General features: G+C 65.2%; 20 protein-coding genes. 7 read left to right on the top strand and 13 right to left on the bottom strand.

The features are described 5' to 3' along the window. Positions 1–134: 134 nt before the first annotated feature. Entirely contained in the window at positions 135–959 is an 825-nt protein-coding gene (locus tag L21SP4_RS09355) for a M48 family metallopeptidase (RefSeq protein WP_052882407.1), read from the top strand. A 436-nt stretch (positions 960–1,395) separates the two neighbouring features. Here L21SP4_RS09355 and L21SP4_RS09350 read toward each other — a convergent pair whose 3' ends face one another. The 4 genes from L21SP4_RS09350 to L21SP4_RS09335 form a co-directional block, all read right to left on the bottom strand. Continuing rightward, a complete protein-coding gene (locus tag L21SP4_RS09350) occupies positions 1,396–3,384 on the bottom strand; it encodes an ABC transporter permease (protein ID WP_052882406.1) in 1,989 nt (662 codons plus the stop codon). A gap of 8 nt (positions 3,385–3,392) precedes the next feature. Further along, positions 3,393–4,349, bottom strand: a complete 957-nt coding sequence (locus L21SP4_RS09345; protein ID WP_052882405.1) for an efflux RND transporter periplasmic adaptor subunit — start codon at positions 4,347–4,349, stop codon at positions 3,393–3,395. A 70-nt stretch (positions 4,350–4,419) separates the two neighbouring features. After that, positions 4,420–5,748, bottom strand: a complete 1,329-nt coding sequence (locus tag L21SP4_RS09340) for a TolC family protein (RefSeq protein WP_160300778.1) — start codon at positions 5,746–5,748, stop codon at positions 4,420–4,422. A gap of 208 nt (positions 5,749–5,956) precedes the next feature. After that, complete coding sequence (locus tag L21SP4_RS09335) at positions 5,957–6,829, bottom strand: HAD family hydrolase (protein ID WP_074041579.1); 873 nt, start codon at positions 6,827–6,829, stop codon at positions 5,957–5,959. A 216-nt stretch (positions 6,830–7,045) separates the two neighbouring features. On the opposite strand from L21SP4_RS09335, the gene mnmE reads away from it, so the two are divergent. Continuing rightward, the gene (gene mnmE / locus L21SP4_RS09330; RefSeq protein WP_052882402.1) at positions 7,046–8,437 is read left to right on the top strand and encodes a tRNA uridine-5-carboxymethylaminomethyl(34) synthesis GTPase MnmE; all 1,392 of its coding nucleotides are present in this window, start codon (positions 7,046–7,048) and stop codon (positions 8,435–8,437) included. Positions 8,438–8,450: 13 nt separating this feature from the next. Here mnmE and L21SP4_RS09325 read toward each other — a convergent pair whose 3' ends face one another. Beyond that, complete coding sequence (locus L21SP4_RS09325) at positions 8,451–8,885, bottom strand: PIN domain-containing protein (protein WP_052882401.1); 435 nt, start codon at positions 8,883–8,885, stop codon at positions 8,451–8,453. Further along, positions 8,882–9,142 carry an AbrB/MazE/SpoVT family DNA-binding domain-containing protein gene (locus tag L21SP4_RS09320; protein WP_052882400.1) on the bottom strand — a complete coding sequence of 87 codons (261 nt, stop codon included), beginning with the start codon at positions 9,140–9,142 and terminating at the stop codon, positions 8,882–8,884. Before L21SP4_RS09320 ends, L21SP4_RS09325 begins: the two co-directional genes overlap by 4 nt. A 132-nt stretch (positions 9,143–9,274) precedes the next feature. Between L21SP4_RS09320 and tpx the strand changes: the two genes are divergently transcribed. Beyond that, the gene (gene tpx / locus L21SP4_RS09315) at positions 9,275–9,772 is read left to right on the top strand and encodes a thiol peroxidase (protein WP_052882399.1); all 498 of its coding nucleotides are present in this window, start codon (positions 9,275–9,277) and stop codon (positions 9,770–9,772) included. A 37-nt stretch (positions 9,773–9,809) separates the two neighbouring features. Here the strand turns inward: tpx and murA are convergent, their stop codons facing one another. From murA to L21SP4_RS09300, 3 genes are read right to left on the bottom strand one after another with little or no spacing between them, the layout of a single operon-like run. Further along, positions 9,810–11,090, bottom strand: a complete 1,281-nt coding sequence (gene murA, locus L21SP4_RS09310) for a UDP-N-acetylglucosamine 1-carboxyvinyltransferase (protein WP_052882398.1) — start codon at positions 11,088–11,090, stop codon at positions 9,810–9,812. 11 nt (positions 11,091–11,101) lie between these two features. After that, a complete protein-coding gene (locus L21SP4_RS09305) occupies positions 11,102–11,743 on the bottom strand; it encodes an energy-coupling factor ABC transporter ATP-binding protein (RefSeq protein ID WP_052882397.1) in 642 nt (213 codons plus the stop codon). After that, entirely contained in the window at positions 11,740–12,459 is a 720-nt protein-coding gene (locus tag L21SP4_RS09300) for an energy-coupling factor transporter transmembrane component T family protein (RefSeq protein WP_074041578.1), read from the bottom strand. Before L21SP4_RS09300 ends, L21SP4_RS09305 begins: the two co-directional genes overlap by 4 nt. 1,001 nt (positions 12,460–13,460) lie before the next feature. On the opposite strand from L21SP4_RS09300, the gene L21SP4_RS13125 reads away from it, so the two are divergent. After that, entirely contained in the window at positions 13,461–15,230 is a 1,770-nt protein-coding gene (locus L21SP4_RS13125) for an ABC transporter ATP-binding protein (RefSeq protein ID WP_052882394.1), read from the top strand. Here the strand turns inward: L21SP4_RS13125 and L21SP4_RS09285 are convergent. The 4 genes from L21SP4_RS09285 to L21SP4_RS09270 form a co-directional block, all read right to left on the bottom strand. Beyond that, positions 15,197–16,123 carry a homocysteine S-methyltransferase family protein gene (locus tag L21SP4_RS09285; protein WP_074041443.1) on the bottom strand — a complete coding sequence of 309 codons (927 nt, stop codon included), beginning with the start codon at positions 16,121–16,123 and terminating at the stop codon, positions 15,197–15,199. The genes L21SP4_RS13125 and L21SP4_RS09285 overlap by 34 nt on opposite strands. A gap of 97 nt (positions 16,124–16,220) precedes the next feature. After that, positions 16,221–16,679: a carboxypeptidase-like regulatory domain-containing protein gene (locus L21SP4_RS09280; RefSeq protein WP_052882393.1), complete on the bottom strand. Its 459-nt coding sequence runs from the start codon at positions 16,677–16,679 to the stop codon at positions 16,221–16,223. Then, on the bottom strand, positions 16,669–17,295 hold the full coding sequence (gene cbiM, locus L21SP4_RS09275; protein WP_052882392.1) for a cobalt transporter CbiM: 627 nt from the start codon (positions 17,293–17,295) through the stop codon (positions 16,669–16,671). Before cbiM ends, L21SP4_RS09280 begins: the two co-directional genes overlap by 11 nt. Before the next feature lie 185 nt (positions 17,296–17,480). Next, positions 17,481–18,287, bottom strand: coding sequence for a DUF4198 domain-containing protein (locus L21SP4_RS09270; RefSeq protein ID WP_201774619.1), 807 nt, complete (start codon positions 18,285–18,287; stop codon positions 17,481–17,483). A gap of 130 nt (positions 18,288–18,417) precedes the next feature. Between L21SP4_RS09270 and L21SP4_RS09265 the strand changes: the two genes are divergently transcribed. The 3 genes from L21SP4_RS09265 (at position 18,418) to L21SP4_RS09255 (ending at position 19,752) form a co-directional block, all read left to right on the top strand. Next, on the top strand, positions 18,418–18,915 hold the full coding sequence (locus L21SP4_RS09265) for a prepilin-type N-terminal cleavage/methylation domain-containing protein (protein WP_074041442.1): 498 nt from the start codon (positions 18,418–18,420) through the stop codon (positions 18,913–18,915). 11 nt (positions 18,916–18,926) lie between these two features. Continuing rightward, entirely contained in the window at positions 18,927–19,466 is a 540-nt protein-coding gene (locus L21SP4_RS09260) for a prepilin-type N-terminal cleavage/methylation domain-containing protein (RefSeq protein ID WP_052882390.1), read from the top strand. A gap of 88 nt (positions 19,467–19,554) precedes the next feature. After that, positions 19,555–19,752, top strand: coding sequence for a DUF6485 family protein (locus tag L21SP4_RS09255; protein WP_052882389.1), 198 nt, complete (start codon positions 19,555–19,557; stop codon positions 19,750–19,752). The last annotated feature ends 4 nt before the right edge of the window (positions 19,753–19,756 follow it).

Here is a 19,756-nt window from a genome sequence, read left to right as displayed (position 1 = left end):
AAAAATCTGCAAAGAACCCGGAGTGCACGCTCCGTCCGGAATGCGCAGAGGGTGACTTCCAGAAAACATGTGCCTCTTGTGCCTTTTTGTGGCTTATTTACCGTCGAACAGCGAATGGACCGGAGGGGGGTGCCATGCGTCATTCAAGTTGGCTCTATGGGATCATCGCAGTCGCCGCGCTCCTCCTGTGCGGCGGATGTGCGACGACGGATTACGTGACCGGGGCGGAGACGTACAATTTCTACACGCTGGAGGACGACGTCCGCATCGGCAAAGAGGTCTACTCGCAGACCCTCGAACAGATGCGTACAAAGGGGATTCCCGTAAACGAAGACCGTGAACGGGTTCGCGAGCTTCAGACCATCGTGGACCGCATTGTCGCCGTCTCCGATATCCCGCAGTTCCCGTACGAGGTCGCCCTGATCCACACCAACGTCGCCAACGCCATGGCCGCGCCGGGCGGGAAGATCATGGTCTTTGAAGGACTGTGGGATCGTGAAAAGGGGCTCGTGAGCGACCGCGACGAGCTGGCCGCCGTGCTGGCGCACGAGATCGCGCACGTCAACGCGCGCCATTCCACCGAGGCCATGACCCGCGACATGGGTCCGAGCATCCTGTTCGCGATCGGCGCCGCCTACGCGCAGTCGCAGGAGAAGGAGGAATTCGCGCGCATCCTCGCGGGGACGTTCATGGTCTACCAGGGCGTGGTGGTCACCCACTATTCTCGCAGGGCCGAGTACGAAGCCGACCGCGTAGGCATGATGTACATGGCGCGGGCGGGCTATGATCCGGAGGCCGCCGTGCGCATCTGGCGGCGGGTCGTCGAGGAACAGGGTCGAAATCATTCGCCGCTCAGCTTTATCTCCACCCACCCCTCCGCTCCCCAACGCGTCCAGCAGCTCGAGGCGCTGCTCCCGCGGGCCCGGGAGCTTTATTTGAGCGGGACGCCCGAACCCTGAGTGGACGATCTCCTCTGGATGGACGGGTTCCACCCCGTCCTCTTTGCGGTGGGCGTGGAGGGATGGGTTCCACCCCGTCCTCTTTGCGGTCGGTGTGGAGGGACGGGTTCCACCCCGTCCGTTCCCGCGGGGTCGGCGTGGAGGGATGGGTTCCACCCCGTCCTCTTTGCGGTCGGTGTGGAGGGACGGGTTCCACCCCGTCCGTTCCCGCGGGGTCGGCGTGGAGGGACGGGTTCCACCCCGTCCGTTCCCGCGGGGTCGGTGTGGAGGGACGGGTTCCACCCCGTCCGTTCCCGCGGGGTCGGTGTGGAGGGACGGGTTCCACCCCGTCCGTTCCCGCGGGGTCGGTGTGGAGGGACGGGTTCCACCCCGTCCGTTCCCGCGGGGTCGGTGTGGAGGGACGGGTTCCACCCCGTCCTCTTGTGGAGATCTGTGTTCACTCGTACCGCAGCGCATCGATCGGGTTGAGCCGCGAGGCTTTGCGAGCGGGCCACAGGCCGAAGATCACCCCGACGACGGCGGAGAAGGTAAACGCGAGCCCCACCGTGAGGGGGGTGATGATCGTATTCCAGCCGGCGTAACGTGTCATTGCCAGCGACGCGCCCCATCCGGTTAAAATCCCGAGAAAGCCGCCGAAGATCCCGATCACTGCGGCCTCGATCAGGAACTGCGCGAGCACATCCGAACGTTTTGCTCCGACGGCCTTGCGGATGCCGATCTCCCGGGTGCGTTCGGTCACGCTCACGAGCATGATGTTCATGATCCCGATCCCGCCGACGAACAGCGAGACCCCTCCGATCCCGGCCAGCAGCAGCGCCATGGTCTTGCTGGTGGCGGTGATGGCTTCCCGGAGGTCGCCCATGTTGAATACGCTGAAGGCCTCGCGTTCCGGATCGATCCGATGGCGTTCTTTCATCAGTCGGATCACGGCCTTTTCGGTGTATTCCATGTGATCCCGATCCACGACCCGTATCTCGACCGTGTTAATGTATGTTTTGCCGAACAGGCGTTTCATGGCCGTAGTGACCGGAATGATCACCATATCATTGGGGTCGCGGCCGAAACTGGCGCCCATCTCGGGGAGGATGCCGATCACTTCAAACCGTACGCGATTCATGCGCAGGGTGCGGCCGATCGGGTTGCTTCCATCGAACAGTTCGCGTACGAGCGTGGTGCCGACCAGGGCGACTCGAGCGCGGTTTTCCACCTCGGCGGCGGTGAAGTTTCGTCCGTAGAGCAGCTCATAATCATGTATGCGGAGATAGGCGGGAGTCGTGCCCGTAATGCTTGTGCGCCAGTTGTGGCCCTCCCAGGTGAGCTGGGCCATGCCGTTCACCACGGGTGCCGCGGCATCGACCGAAGGCAGACGCCGCGGCAACGCTTCGGCGTCCTCGAGCGTCAGCCGCGACGTCGCCCCCGCCGCCATCCTGACCGCCCCGCGCTGGCGCGCGCCGGGGCGCAGAACCAGCAGGTTGGCGCCCAGTCGGGAAATGCGCTCTTCAACCGCTTCGCGCGCTCCCGTTCCCAGCGCCATCACGGCGATCAGCGCGGCCACTCCGATCAGCACCCCCAGCATCGAGAGCGCGGTGCGCGTCTTGTTGGCCATCAGGGCCCGGACCGCCTGGCGGAACATCGCCCCCGCCTCGTCCAGTTTGCGCCCGATCCAGCCGAGGGGGTGGGTTCGCGCGTCGTGTTCGCCGCCGACGCGGAAATCAAAATCCGTGTCCTTCGCCACACTGCCCGATGCCGAATCCGCCGGAACCCGGCCGCGGTCCTCGGTGACGCGTCCGTCGCGAATGGAGATCACGCGCGAGGCGACGGCCGTGACTTCGGGGTCGTGGGTGACGACGATCACCGTGAGTCCGGTCTCGTTCAGTTTTCGCAGGATGGTCAGTATCTCCCCCGAGCTCGCGGAGTCGAGATTCCCGGTCGGTTCGTCCGCCATCATGACCGACGGGCGGTTGACCAGGGCGCGCGCGATCGCCACCCGCTGCTGTTGTCCCCCGGAGAGTTCGCCGGGCGTGTGCTCTTTCCGGTCGCCGAGACCGACCCTCTTCAGCAAATCCTCCGGGTCGGCGGGGGAGGGGTGGTCGCGATAGATCAGCGGCAGGGCCGTGTTTTCGAGGGCCGATACACGCGCCAGGAGATTGAACTGCTGAAAGACGAATCCGATCGAACGGGCCCGGCGTATCGCGAGCTGATCGTCGGTGAGTCGACTCACCTCATGTCCTTCCAGCCGGTACGAGCCGGAGTCGGGGGTGTCGAGCAGGCCGAGGATATGCATCAGCGTCGACTTCCCGGAGCCCGAAGGGCCCGTGATCGCGACGAATTCACCGCGGTCGATGCGCAGCGAGCACCCGCGCAGCGCGCGCACCTCCACGTCGCCCATCCGATAGGTTTTGACGATATCGCGGACTTCGATCATGGCGTGATTTACTTCTTTTTTCGTTTGGGCATGAAGGGGCTGCCGCTGCCCCGGTCCACCGCCGGAACCTCGAACGCGGGCCGTACCACGCGTTCATCTCCGGTCAGGCCGGAGAGGATCTCCACCCGCCCGTCCCCCGAGAGACCGGTCCGCACCCCGCGGGGCTCAGGCGGCGTCGCGGGGTCGTCGTCGGCATCCACGAGCACGAGTTTCTTTTCTCCGCGGTGCTGGACGGTATCGACCGGCAGGGTCAGTACGTCGTCGGCCGCGGCGACGATGAACCGCAGCGAGGCGGTCATCCCGCTCTTCATGCAGTCCGGTACGCGGACCGGCACGACATCGACCTCATAGATGGTGACATTGTTCACCGTGGTGGCCTCGTACGCGATCTGGCGCACGGTTCCGGTGACCGCGATGCCGGGGTAGGCGTCGAGCGTGATTCCCGCATGCTGCCCGGGTTCGACCGAGCCAATGTCCGTTTCATCGACCTGTGCCTCCACGATCAGCCGGTCGGACAGGACGAAGACGGGTTCGGCGGTGGTCACGGTCTGGCCGGGCTCGGTGTTACGCGCGATCACGGTTCCGGCGAGCGGGGAGATCAGCGGGGTAGGCTTATAGATGTCTTCCCATTTACGAAGCTCGTCTTCGCCCTGAGCGCGCGCGGCGTCGAGCAGTGCCGCGCGCTCGGTCGAACTCATCCAGGATAGGATCTGCCCCTTCTCGACCGTATCGCCTTCCTCGATCAGGATCTCTTCCACCCGCCCCCCGATCGGCGGTTTGATCTCGATCCGGTTCTGAGGCTCTACGATCCCCGTCGTTTCAATCGTTGATTCAATGCGGCCGCGCATCAGCTCCACGGGTTCGTACCGCGTGCGGTCCGCCGTCTGCTCCGGTTCACGAAACCGGAACCACCACGTCGCGAAGCCGATTCCTCCCAGGACTAGGATCCAAAGAATTTTCTTCATGTCCGTTTCCCTGATGTGTGTTCAGCCACGGGGCCGCAAATAGGTCCGGGCCCTTGCCCGGGGCGCGACGCTACGGCCCCTCCGTCCTCTGCGCAGGCCGCGCCTCCCGCCGGTCGTACGATTCCTTCCGCCGAACGGCAGCGCGGTCGAAGGCGTTGAGACCCCGGACCCTCGTCCACTGTGCGGCGGCGATCAGCGCCGTGCGCTGACTCTGGAGAAGCTGTTTGCGGTTCTGGATCAGGTTGCTCTCGATGATGTCCCAGTTCTCGAAACTGAGCAGTCCGCTCTCGTACTGGCGGCGGGCGATCGAGGCGCGCAGTTCGGAGGCCTCGAGGAAACGGGTGCGTACCTCGACGTTTTCCGCCGCGTCCGCGTAGGACCGGTAGGCGTCGGCGAGTGTACGTGTGAGCGCATCGAGCGTATTGCGCACTTCGGCCTCGGCCTGCAGGAGCCCCGCCTCGGCCTGCCGGATTCTATGGCGTTCGCGTCCGCCGGACCAGAAGGGGAACGAGAGGCGTACTCCGGCCGACCAGCTGTATTCGTCGAGATAGAGGTCCTCGCCTGCCCGGCCGGCCGAACCGGTCAGATCGAGGTCGGGCCGGAGGCCGCTTTCCGCGGAGCGAAGGTCGGCCTCCGACTGATCGAGCAGGGCCAGGCGGCGCGAGAATTCAGGCGTGGCACGGGCGAGCTCGCGCCCCCCGCTCCAGACCGGGGTGCCGTCGACCTCGAACGCGCCCGTCACGGCCAGGGCGGGCGGCACGTGGTCGAGTCCGATCGTGCGGGCGAGGTTCTCGCGGGCGATGCTCCGCTGCCGCTCGGCCTGGGCCAGGTCGGTGCGTCCCTCGTAGGTGGTGGCACGGCTCAGGGCCAGCGAGCCCTTGTGTTCGCGGCCGCCCTCGTAGCGGAGTTCCACGAGCTTCTCGTTTCCGATCAGGCGGTCGAGGATGCCACGGTTGAGCGCCACCTGCTGCTGCGCGTAGAGGAGCTCGATGAAGGCGCGGCGGAGATCGAGGGTCACCTCGGCGGCGGTGATTTCGTAAGAGCGGATCGCGGCCTCGAGCCCGGCGCGCGCCGAATCGATACGCGCCCGGTTTTCGCCGCCGCTGTACAGGTTCTGACTGACGCCGAAATCGGCGCCGTAGGATTCGCGGCCGGTGGCCGGAACCCCTGCGCCACCCGATTCACTGTACCGCCCGCTGCCGCTCACCGAAAGCTGAGGCAGGGTTGAAGATTCGGCGATGTCCGTGCCCGCCTGCGCGGCTCGCACAGAGGCCTGTGCCGCCACGAGCCGGGGGTGGTGCTGTTCCGCGAGTCGTACACAGGCCTCCCAGTCCAAGGAATCACGGCCGGCCGCACAGGTCGCGACGGACATGATAAAAAAAACGATAGATCTGATCATCCGGCTCGCGTCCCCCATGCTTCTCCCGGTGTAATTTTGATGTTCTCCCGCTTTCGACTCGATCCGGGGTGGACGCCGAAAAGCCCTCAGGGTGACGGTAGTGCAGATTGAATCCGCAGCCACCCGCGATGCCCGGAGTTTTCCCTGACCCATCATCACGCCCAACGAATTATCCTGCGGTTTATTGTAATCTTTCAAGGACCGCCGCTTACCCCTCCCGGCCGAGTTGCGACCGGAAATCCTCAATCCATGCGCGCTCGTATTCGCCGGCGAAGGTGCCGTTCAGGTACCGCTCGTATCCCTCGTCGATGAAGCGCCGCCAGCTCTCCGCCTCGCGGCCGGGCAGGATCGGGAAGAAGAGCGCGCCGGTCTCGCGCGCGGCACGCAGGTCGCCGGGGGCGTCGCCGAGCACAAGGACGTGCCCGGGAGCATAGTCCCGATCCGCCTGGCGGAGGATGTCCGCCTTTTCCCCGCGTTCCTGGCCCGCGATCGCATCGACATGCCCGTGCAGCCCGCTCGCGGTCCATTCGCGTACCAGCGCGTCTTCGGTCGTGCGCGAAATCACGACGGCATCCGAACGTTCCGCGATCAGCCGCAGCGCCTCCGCCGCGTGTTCAAACGGCGGGAGCGGTTCCATCTCCTCCGCCATCCGGCGGGTCACTTCGCGGCTCCAGTCGAGCACCTTCTGCAACTCGTGGTCGCCGCTGCGCCGCGCCTCGCGCTCCAGCGCCTCGTTGTTCAGAGGATGACCGGCCTCGATGAAGGCGCGCAGTGCATCGACGGGCGGCAGGGTTGCGCCGGAACGACGAATCTCCCGGTCCTCACGCATCGCCAGGAAGAGGTGAAGCAGGTTCGCGATCCGGTTGCCGCCGCGGTGCGTGGAGTGCAGGTTGATGTGATCCGCCAGCTCGCGTACGCGGTCGGCCGCCGCTTCGAGCCCCCAGTATTCGATAATCAGCGGCTGGACGTAGACGTGCTGCTTGTGCGCCACGGTGTCAAAGACGCAGCCGTCGGAGTCGATGCCGACCAGCGTGTCGTGACACCTTCGGAACGTCGATAGCGGATGCGGATTTTCAGTCATGGACCGAGCATGCGCGAAACGGCGCGCGATGAAAAGGGGAGTCTGTTCATCCATGTCCCCTGTGCCTTTTTGTGGCCGATGGAAAAAACCTCTTCTGTGTCTCCTGTGCCTTTTTGTGGCCTTCCATACTCCCAGATCACTTCGTGGCCCGGAATATCGGGTTTCCTTCCCGGACTCCCATGGCCATAATGCCCGCCGGAACGAACGGGGGAGAGGATGAATACGGGCCTCGGGAACAACACGACCATCGCCGCGATCGCGACGCCGCCGGGCGAAGGCGGGGTGGGCATCGTGCGCATTTCCGGCCCGGACGCGCTCGGCACGGCCGGCCGCGTGTTCCGCCGCGCCGGTCGCGGCGAGGCACCCGCGGCGATGGAGGCCGGAACCTTCGCCTACGGCCGATTCGTGGCGGGGGACGGGACCGAACTGGATCGCGGCCTCTGTCTGGTGATGCGTGCGCCGCACAGTTTCACGGGCGAGGACACCGCCGAGCTGCACGGACACGGCGGTGCGATCAATTTGCGGCGCATCCTGCGCGCGGTGCTCGACGCCGGCGCGCGCGGCGCGGAACCGGGCGAATTCAGCCGCCGTGCGTTTCTCAACGGTAAGGTCGACCTCGTGCAGGCCGAGGCGATCTGCGATCTGGTCCGGGCGCAATCCGACCGCGCCGCCGGCGCGGCGACCGAACAGCTGGAGGGGAAGCTGAGCCGGTCGTTCGACGGGCTCTACGATCATCTCATGGATGCGGCGGCGGATGTGGAGGCGACGCTGGATTTCGAGGAGAACGAACTTCCGGCGCGCGTGCTTGAAGAACTCGACGCGCGGTTGAAGCACGGGCTGGACGAGGTCGACCGCCTGCTTTCGACCTGGGACGAGGGCCGGCTGCTGCGCGAAGGCGCGCGGGTCGTCATCCTCGGCCGGCCCAACGCGGGCAAGTCGACGCTGCTCAACGCGCTGCTCGGATACGAGCGCGCGATCGTGACGGAGGTCTCCGGGACCACGCGCGATACGATCGAAGAGGGATACGTGCTCGACGGGTTTCCCGTGCGACTGGTCGATACGGCGGGGCTGAGGGAGACGGACTGCGCCATCGAGCGCGAGGGTATCCGGCGCGCGGAAGAGACCCACCGCGCCTCCCATTTCGCCCTGTATGTGGTGGACGTCTCAGGTCCGCTCGAGGCCGAAGACGAGACGCGGCTCGGGCTGCTCGATCCCGGCTGCACGGTCGTCGTGCTCAACAAGAGCGATGTCCGCAGTCCGGATTTCCATTTTCCGTTCAGCGAGTTCGAGGTGGTCGAGACGAGCTGCGCGCAGGGGCGGGGTGTGGAGGACGTACGCCGCGCCCTGACCGAGTTTCTCGAGAGGAACATCGACCGTCACGCGCCGCCGCATGCCGTGATCGGCGAGCGCCACCGGGCGCTGCTCGACGAAGCCCGCCGTGAGATCGAGGCGGCCTGCGCGCGCTGGAGCGAGGGTGGCGAGACCCGGGCCGACCTCGCGGCGGAACACCTGCGCGCAGCGCTCGAGACGCTCGGCGCGATCACCGGCCGCGCCTTTCACGAGAACCTCCTCGACCGCATCTTCTCGCGCTTCTGCCTGGGAAAATAAACGTCGGGCCGTCCTACGGTTCTTCGATCGCCGGGGTCCCGCGTGTGGCCGGCAGGCGGTTGAAGTCGGAGGGATTGAGCGTCAACAGGAGTTCGGCCTTCGCCTTGCACGCCGCATGATGGATCAGGGCGTCGTAACATACGCCCCCGCTGATGTCGGCTTCCTCCAGACGGGCTATCACCCGGTAATAATCCCGTGCGGAGAGCGTAACGATCTTGGCGTCCCTTGTGTTTTCCTCGATCAGGCGGCGCGCGGTGGAGGGACGGATGCGGGGGCGCAGCGGAAGCCGGGTCAGGACCGCATAGAGTTCAGCCAGCGAATGTGCGCTGACCATGATCGTGTCCCCGGCACGCCGGGCCGCGGCCAGCCGCTTCAGCGCGGGGCCGTGGGCGGTATGGGTATCGACAAAAGCCGCGATCAACACCGAGGTGTCGAAGAGGATATTCACGCCTGCCTGCCGCCCGTCTTGTCCATGCGCTCCCGGCGCGATCGCTCAAGGGCCTTGTCCAAATCTCCACAGGCATCGCCGGCAAAGACGAGGACGCCATTCTCCCTGTGCAGCGGCTCCTCTTCCGTTTCGGGACGGAGGATAATCGCCCGGCTTTCTTCGTCGACGTAGAGCCGGCTCCCCGGGCGCAGGTTGTAGTCGCGCCGCAGCGATTTGGGCAGCAGGACGCGTCCGAAGCGATCGAGAACAAGTTCCATTGGAGATCCCCCTTTGAGACTATATTGCCAAATAACATAAAATTGCCACAACTGCAAGCGGTAGATGAAAAACGGAAACCCTTTGTGCCCCTTCCGCTCTCTGTTACACTGTCTTCAAACGAGGAGGGCGACATGACCGAAGTAACATTCAAGGGCAATAAAATGAATACGAGCGGGGAACTCCCGTCTGTCGGGGATACCGCACCCGATTTCCAGCTGACCCATACCGATCTCGAGGATATCGGGCTCGGCGCTTTCGAGGGCAAAAAGAAAGTCCTGAGCATCACACCGAGCCTGGACACCTCCGTGTGCTCGACGATGGCGAAGAAGTTCAACGATGCCGTTGCGGATCTCGACGACGTGGTCCTGCTCAACGTATCCGCCGACCTCCCGTTCGCGGCCGGACGCGTATGCGAATCGATGACCGAGGTCGTGCCGCTGTCGACCTTCCGGTCCTCGTTCGGGCGCGACTACGGCGTGGAGATCGTCGACGGGGCGCTCAAGGGCCTCACCTGCCGGGCGGTCGTCGTGTTGAGCGCGGAGAATAAAGTGCTTCACACGGAACTCGTATCCGAGATCACGGAGGAACCGGACTACGAGCGCGCGCTCGAGGCCGCTCGCTCCGCCTGACCGGCCGGGCCCCCGAAGTCGCCGGGGGAAGCATGCCTCAGTCCTCCCGCTCGATCACGGCTCCGAGTGAGCGCAGGCGGCCGTCGACGTCCTCGTAGCCGCGGTCGACCATGGCGGCGTTTTCGATTACGCTCGTCCCCTGCGCACACAGCGCAGCAATGATCATCGCCATCCCGGCGCGGATGTCCGGCGAGGTCAGCCGCGTGCCGTGCAGCGGGGCGGGGCCGGTGACGACGACGCGGTGCGGGTCGCACTGCACGATGTGCGCGCCCATGCCGAGCAGGTGGTCGATGAAGTACATCCGGCTCTCGAAGAGTTTTTCGAAGAAGAGGATGGTGCCCCCGGCCTGTGTCGCGAGGACGATCGCCACGCTCATCAGGTCGGAGGGGAAGGCGGGCCAGATGCCGTCCTCGATCTTCGGAATCGCGTTGCCGTAGTCGTGCTCCACCCGAAGCGTTTCCGGGGCGGGCACCCGTACGGTCCCGTCCTGCTGCGGCACGAAACGCAGGTTCAGTTTGTCGAACGACTTCTGGATCACCCGCAGCGTGACGGGGTCGGAGGGCGCGGTCACGTCGAGCGTCCCGCCGGTAATGGCCGCGGCCGCGGCGAAACTCCCGAGTTCGATGTGATCCGGGCAGATCGCGTGTTCCGCGCCGTGCAGCGCCTCGACGCCCTCGATCGTCAGCCGGTTGGCGCCGATGTTCGAGATGCGCGCGCCCATCTTGTTCAGCATGCGGCAGAGGTCCTGCACGTGCGGCTCGCAGGCGGCGTTGTAGAGGGTGGTCGTGCCCGGCGCCAGGACGGAGGCCATGACGATGTTCTCCGTCGCCGTCACACTGGCCTCGTCGAGCAGCAGGTCGGCGGCGCGCAGCCCGGTGTTCCGGAAGCGGTACCGCTCTCCGGCGTCTACCTCGATGCCGAGCTTGCGGAGACCGTAGAAGTGGGTGTCGAGCCGCCGCCGCCCGATCACGTCGCCGCCGGGCGGGAACAGCGTGGCCTCGCCATGGCGCGCGGCCAGCGGGCCGGCGAGCAGGATCGAGGTCCGCACCCGGCGGCAGAGCGCTTCGGGCACCTCGGTGTGCCGCACCCCCGCCGCGCGGATTTCCACTTCGCGTTTATTGCGGTGGACTTCCGCGCCGAGCGACTCGACCAGTTCCAGCATCACCGCCACGTCGCGAATGTCCGGTACGTTGCGGAGGTGCAGCGGTTCGTCGGTCAGCAGCGACGCGGCGATCATCGGCAGCACGGCGTTCTTGTTGCCCAGCGGCGCGAACGACCCGCCGATCCGGTGTCCTCCTTCGATCACTAATCGTGACATCGGCCACTCCTTTATCCCGTAATGACTCCGTTCTTCAGAAAGACTTCGCGGGTCACGGTTTCTTTGAACACCACGGGGCGGTGCGACGCGATGACGAGCGCGCCGTGCCAGTCGCGGAGAATGGTGCGCAGGATCTCGAGCCCCGCGGCGTCGAGCTGCGCGGCGGGTTCGTCGAGCAGCAGCACGTCGGGCTTCATTGCGAGCAGCCCGGCGATGGCGATCCGTTTTTTCTCCCCGCCGGAGAGCGTGTGGATGCGGCGGTCCTCGAATCCCGGAAGACCGACTTTTTCGAGGGCCTCCTGAACCCGCTCCTCCGCCGCCGCACGGCGGCACCCCTGGTTGAGCGGGCCGAAGGCCACATCTTCGAGCACCGTGGGACAGAAGAGCTGGTCTTCCGCGTCCTGGAAGAGCAGGCCGATCCGCGGGCGGACGTCCTGGAATTCGGCTTCCGTGGTGCGGGGTTCGCCGAAACAGATGACGCGCCCCTGTCCGGGAAATTCGAGCCCCATGATGAGGTGGAAGAGCGTGGTTTTTCCCGCCCCGTTCTCGCCGTAGAGTCCAAGCCGGTCCCCCTGATCGATCCGCAGGTTCAATCCGCTCAGCACGGACGGGCCGCCGGCGTAATGGAAGTGCAGGTCGCGGACTTCGATCATGGCGTCACTCCGGTTTCCAGCAGAACAAGGGTGATGAACAGCGCGGCGGCGGTGAGCGCGGCATAGAGATCACGCCGCCGGAATTCGAGATCGTCGAGCGGATGAAAGACGCCGTTGAAGCCCCTGCAGCGCATGGCCTGCAGGATGTGTTCGGCGCGGTCGTGCCCCCGGATCAGGAGCTGGCCGGTGAGCATCCCGTAACAGCGCAGCGTATGAAGATTGAGTGCCGGCCTGAACCCGCGCGACCGCATCGCGTCGTAGATCCGGTTGTACTCGCGATGCTGGATCAGTTCCAGGTAGCGCGAGCTGAAGAGCAGTACCTGGACCGCTTTGGGCGACACGTGACAATGCTGCAGGGCGTGCGCGAGCGTGAAGATGTCCATGCTGCCCATCAGCAGCACGATGTTGAGCATGATCGCATTACCCTTGATGTAGATTTCAGCCACCGTGGCCGCCCCGCCGGCCCCGCTGAATACGACCGTCAGCGAGACGAACAACAGAAAGACATTCAGCGGAAGAAGACGCCGCATCAGCGACGGGAGCGGAAATTGTTCCGCGAGGGCCAGCAGGACGAAAAAGGACAGCATCACGGCCGGCGCCAGCGTGGAGTCGCACACCGCCGCCGTCACAGCGAACGCCGCCGCCGCCCCCAGACGGAGCCGCGGATCGATCCCGGACAGGCGCGGGGGCCGGTGCCATGGGGTGATACAACTCATCACCGGTGAGCATGCAGGATCGAAGGCCGCGGATCAATCCGGGAGCGGGGGCGGGGGGATCGTGGGAATCGTGGCAGTCGGGGGGAGCGGGGAAAGATCGTGGCAGTCGTGGAAATCGGGGGGATCGTGGAAATCGTGGCAGTCGGGGGGAGAGCGTGGCAATCGGGGGATCGTGGAAATCGTGGCAGTCGGGGGGAGCGGGGAGAGATCGTGGGAATCGTGGCAGTCGGGGGAGCGGGGAGAGATCGTGGAAATCGTGGCAATCGGGGGGATCGTGGAAATCGTGGCAGTCGGGGGGAGAGCGTGGCAGTCGGGGGAGCGGGGAGTCGTGGAAATCGGGGCAGTCGGGGGAGCGGGGGGAGAGCGTGGCAATCGGGGGAGCGGGGAGTCGTGGAAATCGGGGAGAGAGCGTGGCAGTCGGGGGATCGTGGAAGTCGTGGCAGTCGGGGGGAGAGCGTGGCAATCGGGGGAGCGATTTTGCCGAGCACCGCCGCCAGGCGGGGCGTTGCCACGATTGCCACGAATTTCCCCGGGTTTTCCGACAACGCCGAGCCCGCCGCCAGGCGTGGCGTTGCCACGGTTGCCACGATTTTCCCCGGGTTTTCCGACGACGCCGAGCCCGCCGCCGGGCGGGGCGTTGCCACGGTTGCCACGAGTTTCCCCGGGTTTTCCGACGATGCCGAGCCCGCCGCCGGGCGGGGCGTTGCCACGGTTGCCACGAATTTCCCCGGGATTTCCGACGACGCCGAGCCCGCCGCCAGGCGTGGCGTTGCCACGATTGCCACGAATTTCCCCGGGTTTTCCGACGACGCCGAGCATCGCCGCCGGGCGTGGCGTTGCCACGGTTGCCACGAGTTTCCCCGAGTTTTCCGACGACGCCGAGCCCGCCGCCAGGCGTGGCGTTGCCACGGTTGCCACGAGTTTCCCCGTTTTCGCGTTATCGCCTTGCACGCGCGGCGGCGGGCGGAGAAAATAGGCCGCTTTTACGCACGGGACGTTTGATGATGAAGAGCATACGACAGATGCGCGAGACGCTGGGGCTGTTTGCGCGGTTTCACCGCGAAGGGTTGCCTCCCTACAGGGGAAAGTTCTACGGGATCTGGGTGCTGCACGTGCTCTTTGCGATCCTCCTCGTTCTGCCGCCGCTGGTCGTGCGCGCGGTGATCGACCGTGCGATCCCGCAAAAGGACATCGGCCTGGTTTGGCTTGCCGCGGGCGCGCTGATGGCCATCTTCGCCCTGGCGGCGGTGATCGACTGGTTCCGCCACTACATCGGCCACATGGTCGCGCAGCGGGTCACCTACCGGCTGCGCAACAATCTCTACTGGCACCTGCAGAAGCTGTCCTTCTCCTTCCACGACAACATCAGGGTCGGGGAGCTGGTTTCGCGGCTGATCGACGATCTCAACCGCGGCGAGGAGGTCCTGTATCACGCGCCGCAGACGTGGGTGACCAATACCGTGACGCTGGTGCTGACGGCCGCGCTGCTGCTGATGCTTCATCCGTCGCTGGCGGCGGTGTGCATGGTCATTGTCGCCCTGGTCGCCTTCGTGGCGTGGTGGGTCTCGCGGCGCATGTTCGGCGCCGAACGCCGGGTGCGCGAACACAAGGCCTCGTTGTCTTCGCAGGCTGAGGAGAACCTCTCCGGCGTGCGCATCATCCAGTCGTTCGTGCGCGAATCCCATGAGATGGACCGCTTCGAGCAGGAGAACCGGGGCCACTATCGCAGCCGCATGAAGGCGATCTTCTGGTGGTCCTGGCTGTTTCCCACGTCCATCCTGATCCTCGGGTTCGCCCTGGCCCTCGCGCTGGGACTCGGAGGGCGCACGGCGATCCTCAATCCCGACGCGATGACCGTGGGTACGCTGGCGGCGTTCGTCATGTACCTCCAGCGTCTGATGTTCCCGCTGCTGATGCTGTTCCTGATCAACGAGGCCCTGATCCAGTATTTCGCGGGCGTGGAGCGCTATTTCTCGTTCATGGACCGCGAACCGGACATCACCGACGTGGAGGACGCCGTCGATCTGGGCCGGGCGCGGGGGGAGGTCGAATTCGACGGCGTCTGGTTCCGCTACGACACGACGCCCGTGCTCAGGGATATCCGCCTGAAGGTGCCGCCCGGCGAGACCGTGGCGCTGGTGGGGCCGAGCGGAACGGGCAAGACCACGCTGACCCGGCTGATCCCCCGGTTCTACGAGCCTTACGAAGGAACGCTCCGCATCGACGGTGTGGACGTCAACCGCATCAAGCTCCCGTCCCTGCGCCGGAATGTGGGCCTGGTCATGCAGGACGATTTTCTGTTCTCGGACACGCTCTACAACAACATTGCCTACGGACGGCTCGAGGCCACGCCCGAGGAGATCAAGGAGGCGGCGCGGCAGGCGAACGTCGACGAGTTCGCGCAGCGGCTTTCAGACGGATACGACACCGAACTCGGCCAGCGCGGGGTGAAGATCTCCGAAGGACAGGGACAGCGCATCTCGATCGCGCGCGCGATCGTGAAAAACCCGCCGATCCTGATTCTCGACGAAGCCACCTCGTCCGTGGATTCCGAGACCGAACGTCTCATCCAGGAGGCGCTGGAGCGGGTGATGAAGGACAAGACCTGTTTCGTGATCGCGCATCGGCTCAGCACCATCGTCAATGCCGACCGCATCTGTTTCATCGAAGACGGGCGGATCATTGAAGAGGGGACGCACGACGAGCTGATCCGCCTCGGCGGCCACTACGCGCGGTACTACGAACTGCAGTCTTCCGGCTCCGACGCTTGACCGCTCCGCGAGTCGACCGCCGCGCGCACGGCGCGAATGTGGTCGGGTCCGGTCCCGCAGCAGCCGCCGATGATCGACGCGCCGGCGTCGAGCAGCGCGGGAACCTGGCGGCCCATTTCCTCGGGCGTTTCCGGGAAGATCGTCCGGTCGCCCTCCGTCCGCGGGATGCCCGCATTGGCGTGGATGAGGATGGGCGCTTCCGGGTACGATTCGCGCAGACTGCTTACGATTTCGACCATGCCGGCGATGCCGTTGCCGCAGTTGGACCCGATGACCGCCGCACCGGCGTCGAGCGCCGCCTGTGCGGCCTCCGCGGGCGCGACGCCCATCATCGTGCGGTATTCGCCCTGCACCGACTTCTCAAACGTGAATGTGGAGATGATCTCGAGGGCGGTGTTCTCGCGCACGGCCCGTATCGCGAGGGCGGCCTCCTGCACGTCGCTCATCGTCTCCACGCAGGCGGCGTCGGCGCCCCCGCGCTCGAGGGCCACCGCCTGCTCGCGGAACGCCTCGTACATGTCCTCTTCGGTGATATCTCCCATCAGCAGCATGCGGCCGGTCGGTCCCATCGACGCGATGACCCAGTGATCCTCACCGGCGGCCTCGCGGGAGAGCGCGGCGCCGCGCTCATTGATTTCGGCGGCCTTTTCGGCGAGATCGTAGTGTGCGAGCTTGAGGCGCGTCCCGCCGAATGTGTTCGCCTGAATCATGTCGGCGCCCGCCTCGATATAGGCGCGGCCCGCGTCGCGGACGTCGTCGGGGCGGGTCAGGACCCAGCCCTCCGGGCATTCCCCGGCCTGAAGTCCGCGCTGCTGGAGCAGGGTGCCCCAGGCGCCGTCCGACACGAGGCGCGTTCCGGATCGGATGGTTTCGGCAATGGCTGGACGTGTCATGAATGAATCCTCCTGTCTCTCGGTAAGTCCATTTCGGGCGAGAACGTTGCAGGGTAGGGGATACGGCGCGGTTTGTCGAAAGGTTATGAGGAAGGGATCAGGTCTTCCCGCCCCGCGCCCTTCTCCGCGTACTCCAGAAGTGAGCGAGGCCGGCGAGGCCGGCGATAGTGCCGAGCCCGGCGATCACGTCGCGGAGGCGTATCCCCTGCTCGGGGGCGGATACGGCCGACTCGGAGGGGGCTCCGCCGGGGACGGGGTTCAGCGCGCGTTCCGCGCGGTGGCCGTCGTCAGTCACCGCTTCCACGCGTGTCACCTTCGTGTCGAGTCCGTCGAACCGGAAGGTGCCGTTCTCCGAAGTCTGCGTCCGCGCTGCGAGGTCATCCGCTGCATCGTACAGGCGTACGTCCGCGCGGATTCCCCGCCCCGAAGAGGAGTAGACACGCCCTTCCACGTTCGGGCCTTCGCGCGAGGCAAACACGTGTATACGGTGCGCCGCCGCGCCCGAAACGAAGAGGAAGAGGATCAGGATGGAGATCCATACGGTTTCAGGTTTCATGTTCGCCTCCCGGAGGTGCCCCCAGCATTTCGGGGCGGACGCGATAGAGGTAGAGACAGGCGGAGGCGGTGACGAACCCTTCGACGATCATCAGCGGGACATGGCCGGCGACGAGGAGCGCGGCGGCGGCCCGGAACTCGCGGCCGGAAAGCCCCAGGCTCAGCGCGGCCAGCAGGGTGCTTCCGGCGAGGGCGAGGGCGCCTGCGGCAAATCCCGCAGCGAAGACGGTCCGCAGCCCGCGCGGATTCCTGAGGGGGAGACGCAGGAGCGTGCCGAACAGGGCGGCGGGGAGAGCCAGGTTGAAGGCGTTGACTCCCAGGACCGTGACCCCCCCGTATCCGAACAGCAGCGCCTGCAGGAGCAGGGCGGTGAGAATGGCGGGGAAGGCCATCCATCCGAGCAGGAGGCCGCAGAGCCCGTTGAGCACGAGGTGGGCGCTGGCGGGCCCGAGCGGCACGTGAATCAGCGAGGCGGTGAAAAACGCGGACGTCAGTACAGCCGTGCGCGGGATGTCGTCCGGTTGCATCGCCTTAAGTCCCGCCGCGGTGCCCGCCGCCGTCGCGGCGGCGCCGCAGGCGAGGACCGGGGCGCTCAGTATGCCTTCGGCGAGATGCATGAAGCCTCGTGACTTTCGCGGCAACGGCGTGGGCGATTCGTGGCAGGCGCGGCGAAAATCCAATACCCTTCCCGCACTTCAACTCTGATTCTAACTCTGATTCTGACTCACTCTCTAACGTAGTGAATACCGATTCTTCACTCTCACTCAGGTCTCAGGTTTCATCCCTCAAACGCACATTCCCCTCACTCCATATCGTCCGCATAAATCCAGATCAGCCCGCCGAGTTCTACGTCGACGTTCTCCCCCTCCGGATTGAGCATGGGTTCCTCCCCGTCCAGGAGAGCGGCGAACCCCCACCAGCCGGAGCGCGGCATGGCGTAGGCGAACACGCCGTCGGCGTCGGCATGAATCACCTGGGTGATGTAGGGTGCGGCAGGCGGTTTTACTGTCCCGTCCTCGTTCCAGTACTCGACTTCGATTTCCGCGTGGGGTACGGGTTCGCCTTTGTGCAGGACCACGCCGCGGAACAGATTGCCGGCCCAGATGCCATAGGGGCGGGTGAGCGGCCTGATTTCCACCGGCAGTCCCGCCGTGCGGTTCCAACCCTGCTCCAGGCCGTACGCGTTGACCACCACTTTGGTGTAATGAATGATCATCTTCTGCTCGGCGGGTTCCCAGTAGGGAGCGGGTTCGAGGTAGAAGATGTGATCGCCGGGTTCGCGCATCGGGACGCGCGCCGAATAACGGGTTACTCCGTCCAGTTCATGGGCCTGCAGGTCCTCCGTGAGATCCCGGCGGCCGGAGGGCGTGAGTACCCCGAAGAGCCGTGGCGGCTTCATATCCATGACCGGCCCGCCTTCCATCGGATGGGTGAACCGGATGTCGAACCTGACCTCGTTCGCCTCCGAGACCAGGGCCGGCGCGGGAAGCAGCGTCTGAAAGTGGGCCCCCGCGTTCGCCGCCGCCCCCGCTGCGATCCCCAGCGCTATCAGAAAGCGCGCCCGCGAAATCGCCCGTCCGATTTTTGATTCAGCTATATAATACTTCACCGCTCCACTCCTCTGACTCTTCCTCTTCCTCTGACTCTGATTCTTCCTTCTTCCTTCAGAATCGTTTTGACCTATACAGGTATCGCAACAGCGCTTATATTGAAAGCCTGCAAGTCACGGGGGAGGGCCGATGCAAAGGCGATATGCGGGATTTACGTTGATCGAGCTGCTCACGGTGATGGCTATCATCGGGTTGCTGGCGGGGATCGTGCTCGGCGTTTCGGGGTATGCATCCCGAAAGGCGGCCGAGGCGCGTGCGCAGGCGGATCTGCAGGAGATCGGCAACTATCTCGAAGAGTACAGAATCGAGCTGGGGCGCTACCCGGAGAACAGCGGAAACTACATAAATCTCACCTTGGAATTTCTTCGCAAGGATGTGGGGGACAGCGAGGGCGAAGCGGATGGCAAAGGACTTCTCCGGCTGTACCGCATGCCGATGGCGCTGACCTGCACCAATCAGGTCGGAAATGAAATCCGGCTCATCGATCCGTGGGGCAGCCAGTACCGCTACAACCGGCTGAGCCGTTACAGCTACGAACTCTGGTCCGTCGGACCGGACGGCGACGACAGTCCCAATCAGGACCGGGACAGTCTGAACAACCGCGACAACATCTACGTGAATCAGTGAGGGAGGGGCCGATGATGGAAGAGCAGAGCAAAAAACGTCGTGACGGGTTTACACTGATCGAGCTTCTGACGGTGATCGGGATTATCGCGATCCTGATGGCGATCGTGGTGCCCGGTGTCTCCAAGGTGAAGGAGAACGCGCAGAAGGCCAAGGCGCGCACGGAGATCAAGTCGATCGAAATGGCGGTCAAGGCGTACGAGAGCGAGTACGGGAAGTATCCGAATCAGACCGGCGCGTCGGACGGCACGTTCAGTACGGACGAGCAGCTCGTCAATATCCTCCGCGCCGATGACGATGCCGATCTCAGCGAGGATAACCCGCGGCGCATCGTCTTTCTCGAAGTGGGCGAGAAGAGTCTCGACGACGGTGATTTCGTCGATCCGTGGGGCGAGGAGTATCAGGTGGCGTACGACGGCAATTATGACAACGAGATCACGGCGGGGCCGTCCGTGAATCTGAAAGGCCGCTCGGTCGCGGTCTGGTCGAGCGGTCCGAACCAGAACGATCAGGGCGGGGGGGACAATACCGACGACCTGAATTCCTGGGACTGATTGATCGGAATCATGGCGTAAGGTCGGGGCCCTCACAGGCCCCGGCTTTTTCATTCGAGCAGAGCAATGTCAGACATGGGAGGCAACGATGGCCGACTGTCCGAATATTGAACGCAACAAGGCGGAATGCACCTGCACCTATCCATGCGGAAAGAAGGGGCTGTGCTGTGAGTGCGTCAGGATGCACCGCGCCGCGGGCGAGATCCCCGGCTGCTTTTTCAGCGCCGAAGGGGAGGCGACCTACAACCGGTCCGTCCGCGCGCTCTGCCGCGATCGGGGAGCGTAGAAGT

The sequence above is a fragment of the Kiritimatiella glycovorans genome (assembly GCF_001017655.1).
GTDB lineage: Bacteria > Verrucomicrobiota > Kiritimatiellia > Kiritimatiellales > Kiritimatiellaceae > Kiritimatiella > Kiritimatiella glycovorans.
Note: the sequence above shows the minus strand (reverse complement) of the source record. Positions and strands in the feature narration are given on the sequence as shown.

What these genes read in the sequence shown, in the direction of transcription:
- L21SP4_RS09355 (WP_052882407.1), top strand. Translation starts at nt 135, where the DNA reads ATGCGTCATTCAAGTTGGCTCTATGGGATCATCGCAGTCGCCGCGCTC.
- L21SP4_RS09350 (WP_052882406.1), bottom strand. Translation starts at nt 3,384, where the DNA reads ATGATCGAAGTCCGCGATATCGTCAAAACCTATCGGATGGGCGACGTG.
- L21SP4_RS09345 (WP_052882405.1), bottom strand. Translation starts at nt 4,349, where the DNA reads ATGAAGAAAATTCTTTGGATCCTAGTCCTGGGAGGAATCGGCTTCGCG.
- L21SP4_RS09340 (WP_160300778.1), bottom strand. Translation starts at nt 5,748, where the DNA reads ATGATCAGATCTATCGTTTTTTTTATCATGTCCGTCGCGACCTGTGCG.
- L21SP4_RS09335 (WP_074041579.1), bottom strand. Translation starts at nt 6,829, where the DNA reads ATGACTGAAAATCCGCATCCGCTATCGACGTTCCGAAGGTGTCACGAC.
- mnmE (WP_052882402.1), top strand. Translation starts at nt 7,046, where the DNA reads ATGAATACGGGCCTCGGGAACAACACGACCATCGCCGCGATCGCGACG.
- L21SP4_RS09320 (WP_052882400.1), bottom strand. Translation starts at nt 9,142, where the DNA reads ATGGAACTTGTTCTCGATCGCTTCGGACGCGTCCTGCTGCCCAAATCG.
- tpx (WP_052882399.1), top strand. Translation starts at nt 9,275, where the DNA reads ATGACCGAAGTAACATTCAAGGGCAATAAAATGAATACGAGCGGGGAA.
- murA (WP_052882398.1), bottom strand. Translation starts at nt 11,090, where the DNA reads ATGTCACGATTAGTGATCGAAGGAGGACACCGGATCGGCGGGTCGTTC.
- L21SP4_RS09305 (WP_052882397.1), bottom strand. Translation starts at nt 11,743, where the DNA reads ATGATCGAAGTCCGCGACCTGCACTTCCATTACGCCGGCGGCCCGTCC.
- L21SP4_RS09300 (WP_074041578.1), bottom strand. Translation starts at nt 12,459, where the DNA reads ATGAGTTGTATCACCCCATGGCACCGGCCCCCGCGCCTGTCCGGGATC.
- L21SP4_RS13125 (WP_052882394.1), top strand. Translation starts at nt 13,461, where the DNA reads ATGATGAAGAGCATACGACAGATGCGCGAGACGCTGGGGCTGTTTGCG.
- L21SP4_RS09285 (WP_074041443.1), bottom strand. Translation starts at nt 16,123, where the DNA reads ATGACACGTCCAGCCATTGCCGAAACCATCCGATCCGGAACGCGCCTC.
- L21SP4_RS09280 (WP_052882393.1), bottom strand. Translation starts at nt 16,679, where the DNA reads ATGAAACCTGAAACCGTATGGATCTCCATCCTGATCCTCTTCCTCTTC.
- cbiM (WP_052882392.1), bottom strand. Translation starts at nt 17,295, where the DNA reads ATGCATCTCGCCGAAGGCATACTGAGCGCCCCGGTCCTCGCCTGCGGC.
- L21SP4_RS09265 (WP_074041442.1), top strand. Translation starts at nt 18,418, where the DNA reads ATGCAAAGGCGATATGCGGGATTTACGTTGATCGAGCTGCTCACGGTG.
- L21SP4_RS09260 (WP_052882390.1), top strand. Translation starts at nt 18,927, where the DNA reads ATGATGGAAGAGCAGAGCAAAAAACGTCGTGACGGGTTTACACTGATC.
- L21SP4_RS09255 (WP_052882389.1), top strand. Translation starts at nt 19,555, where the DNA reads ATGGCCGACTGTCCGAATATTGAACGCAACAAGGCGGAATGCACCTGC.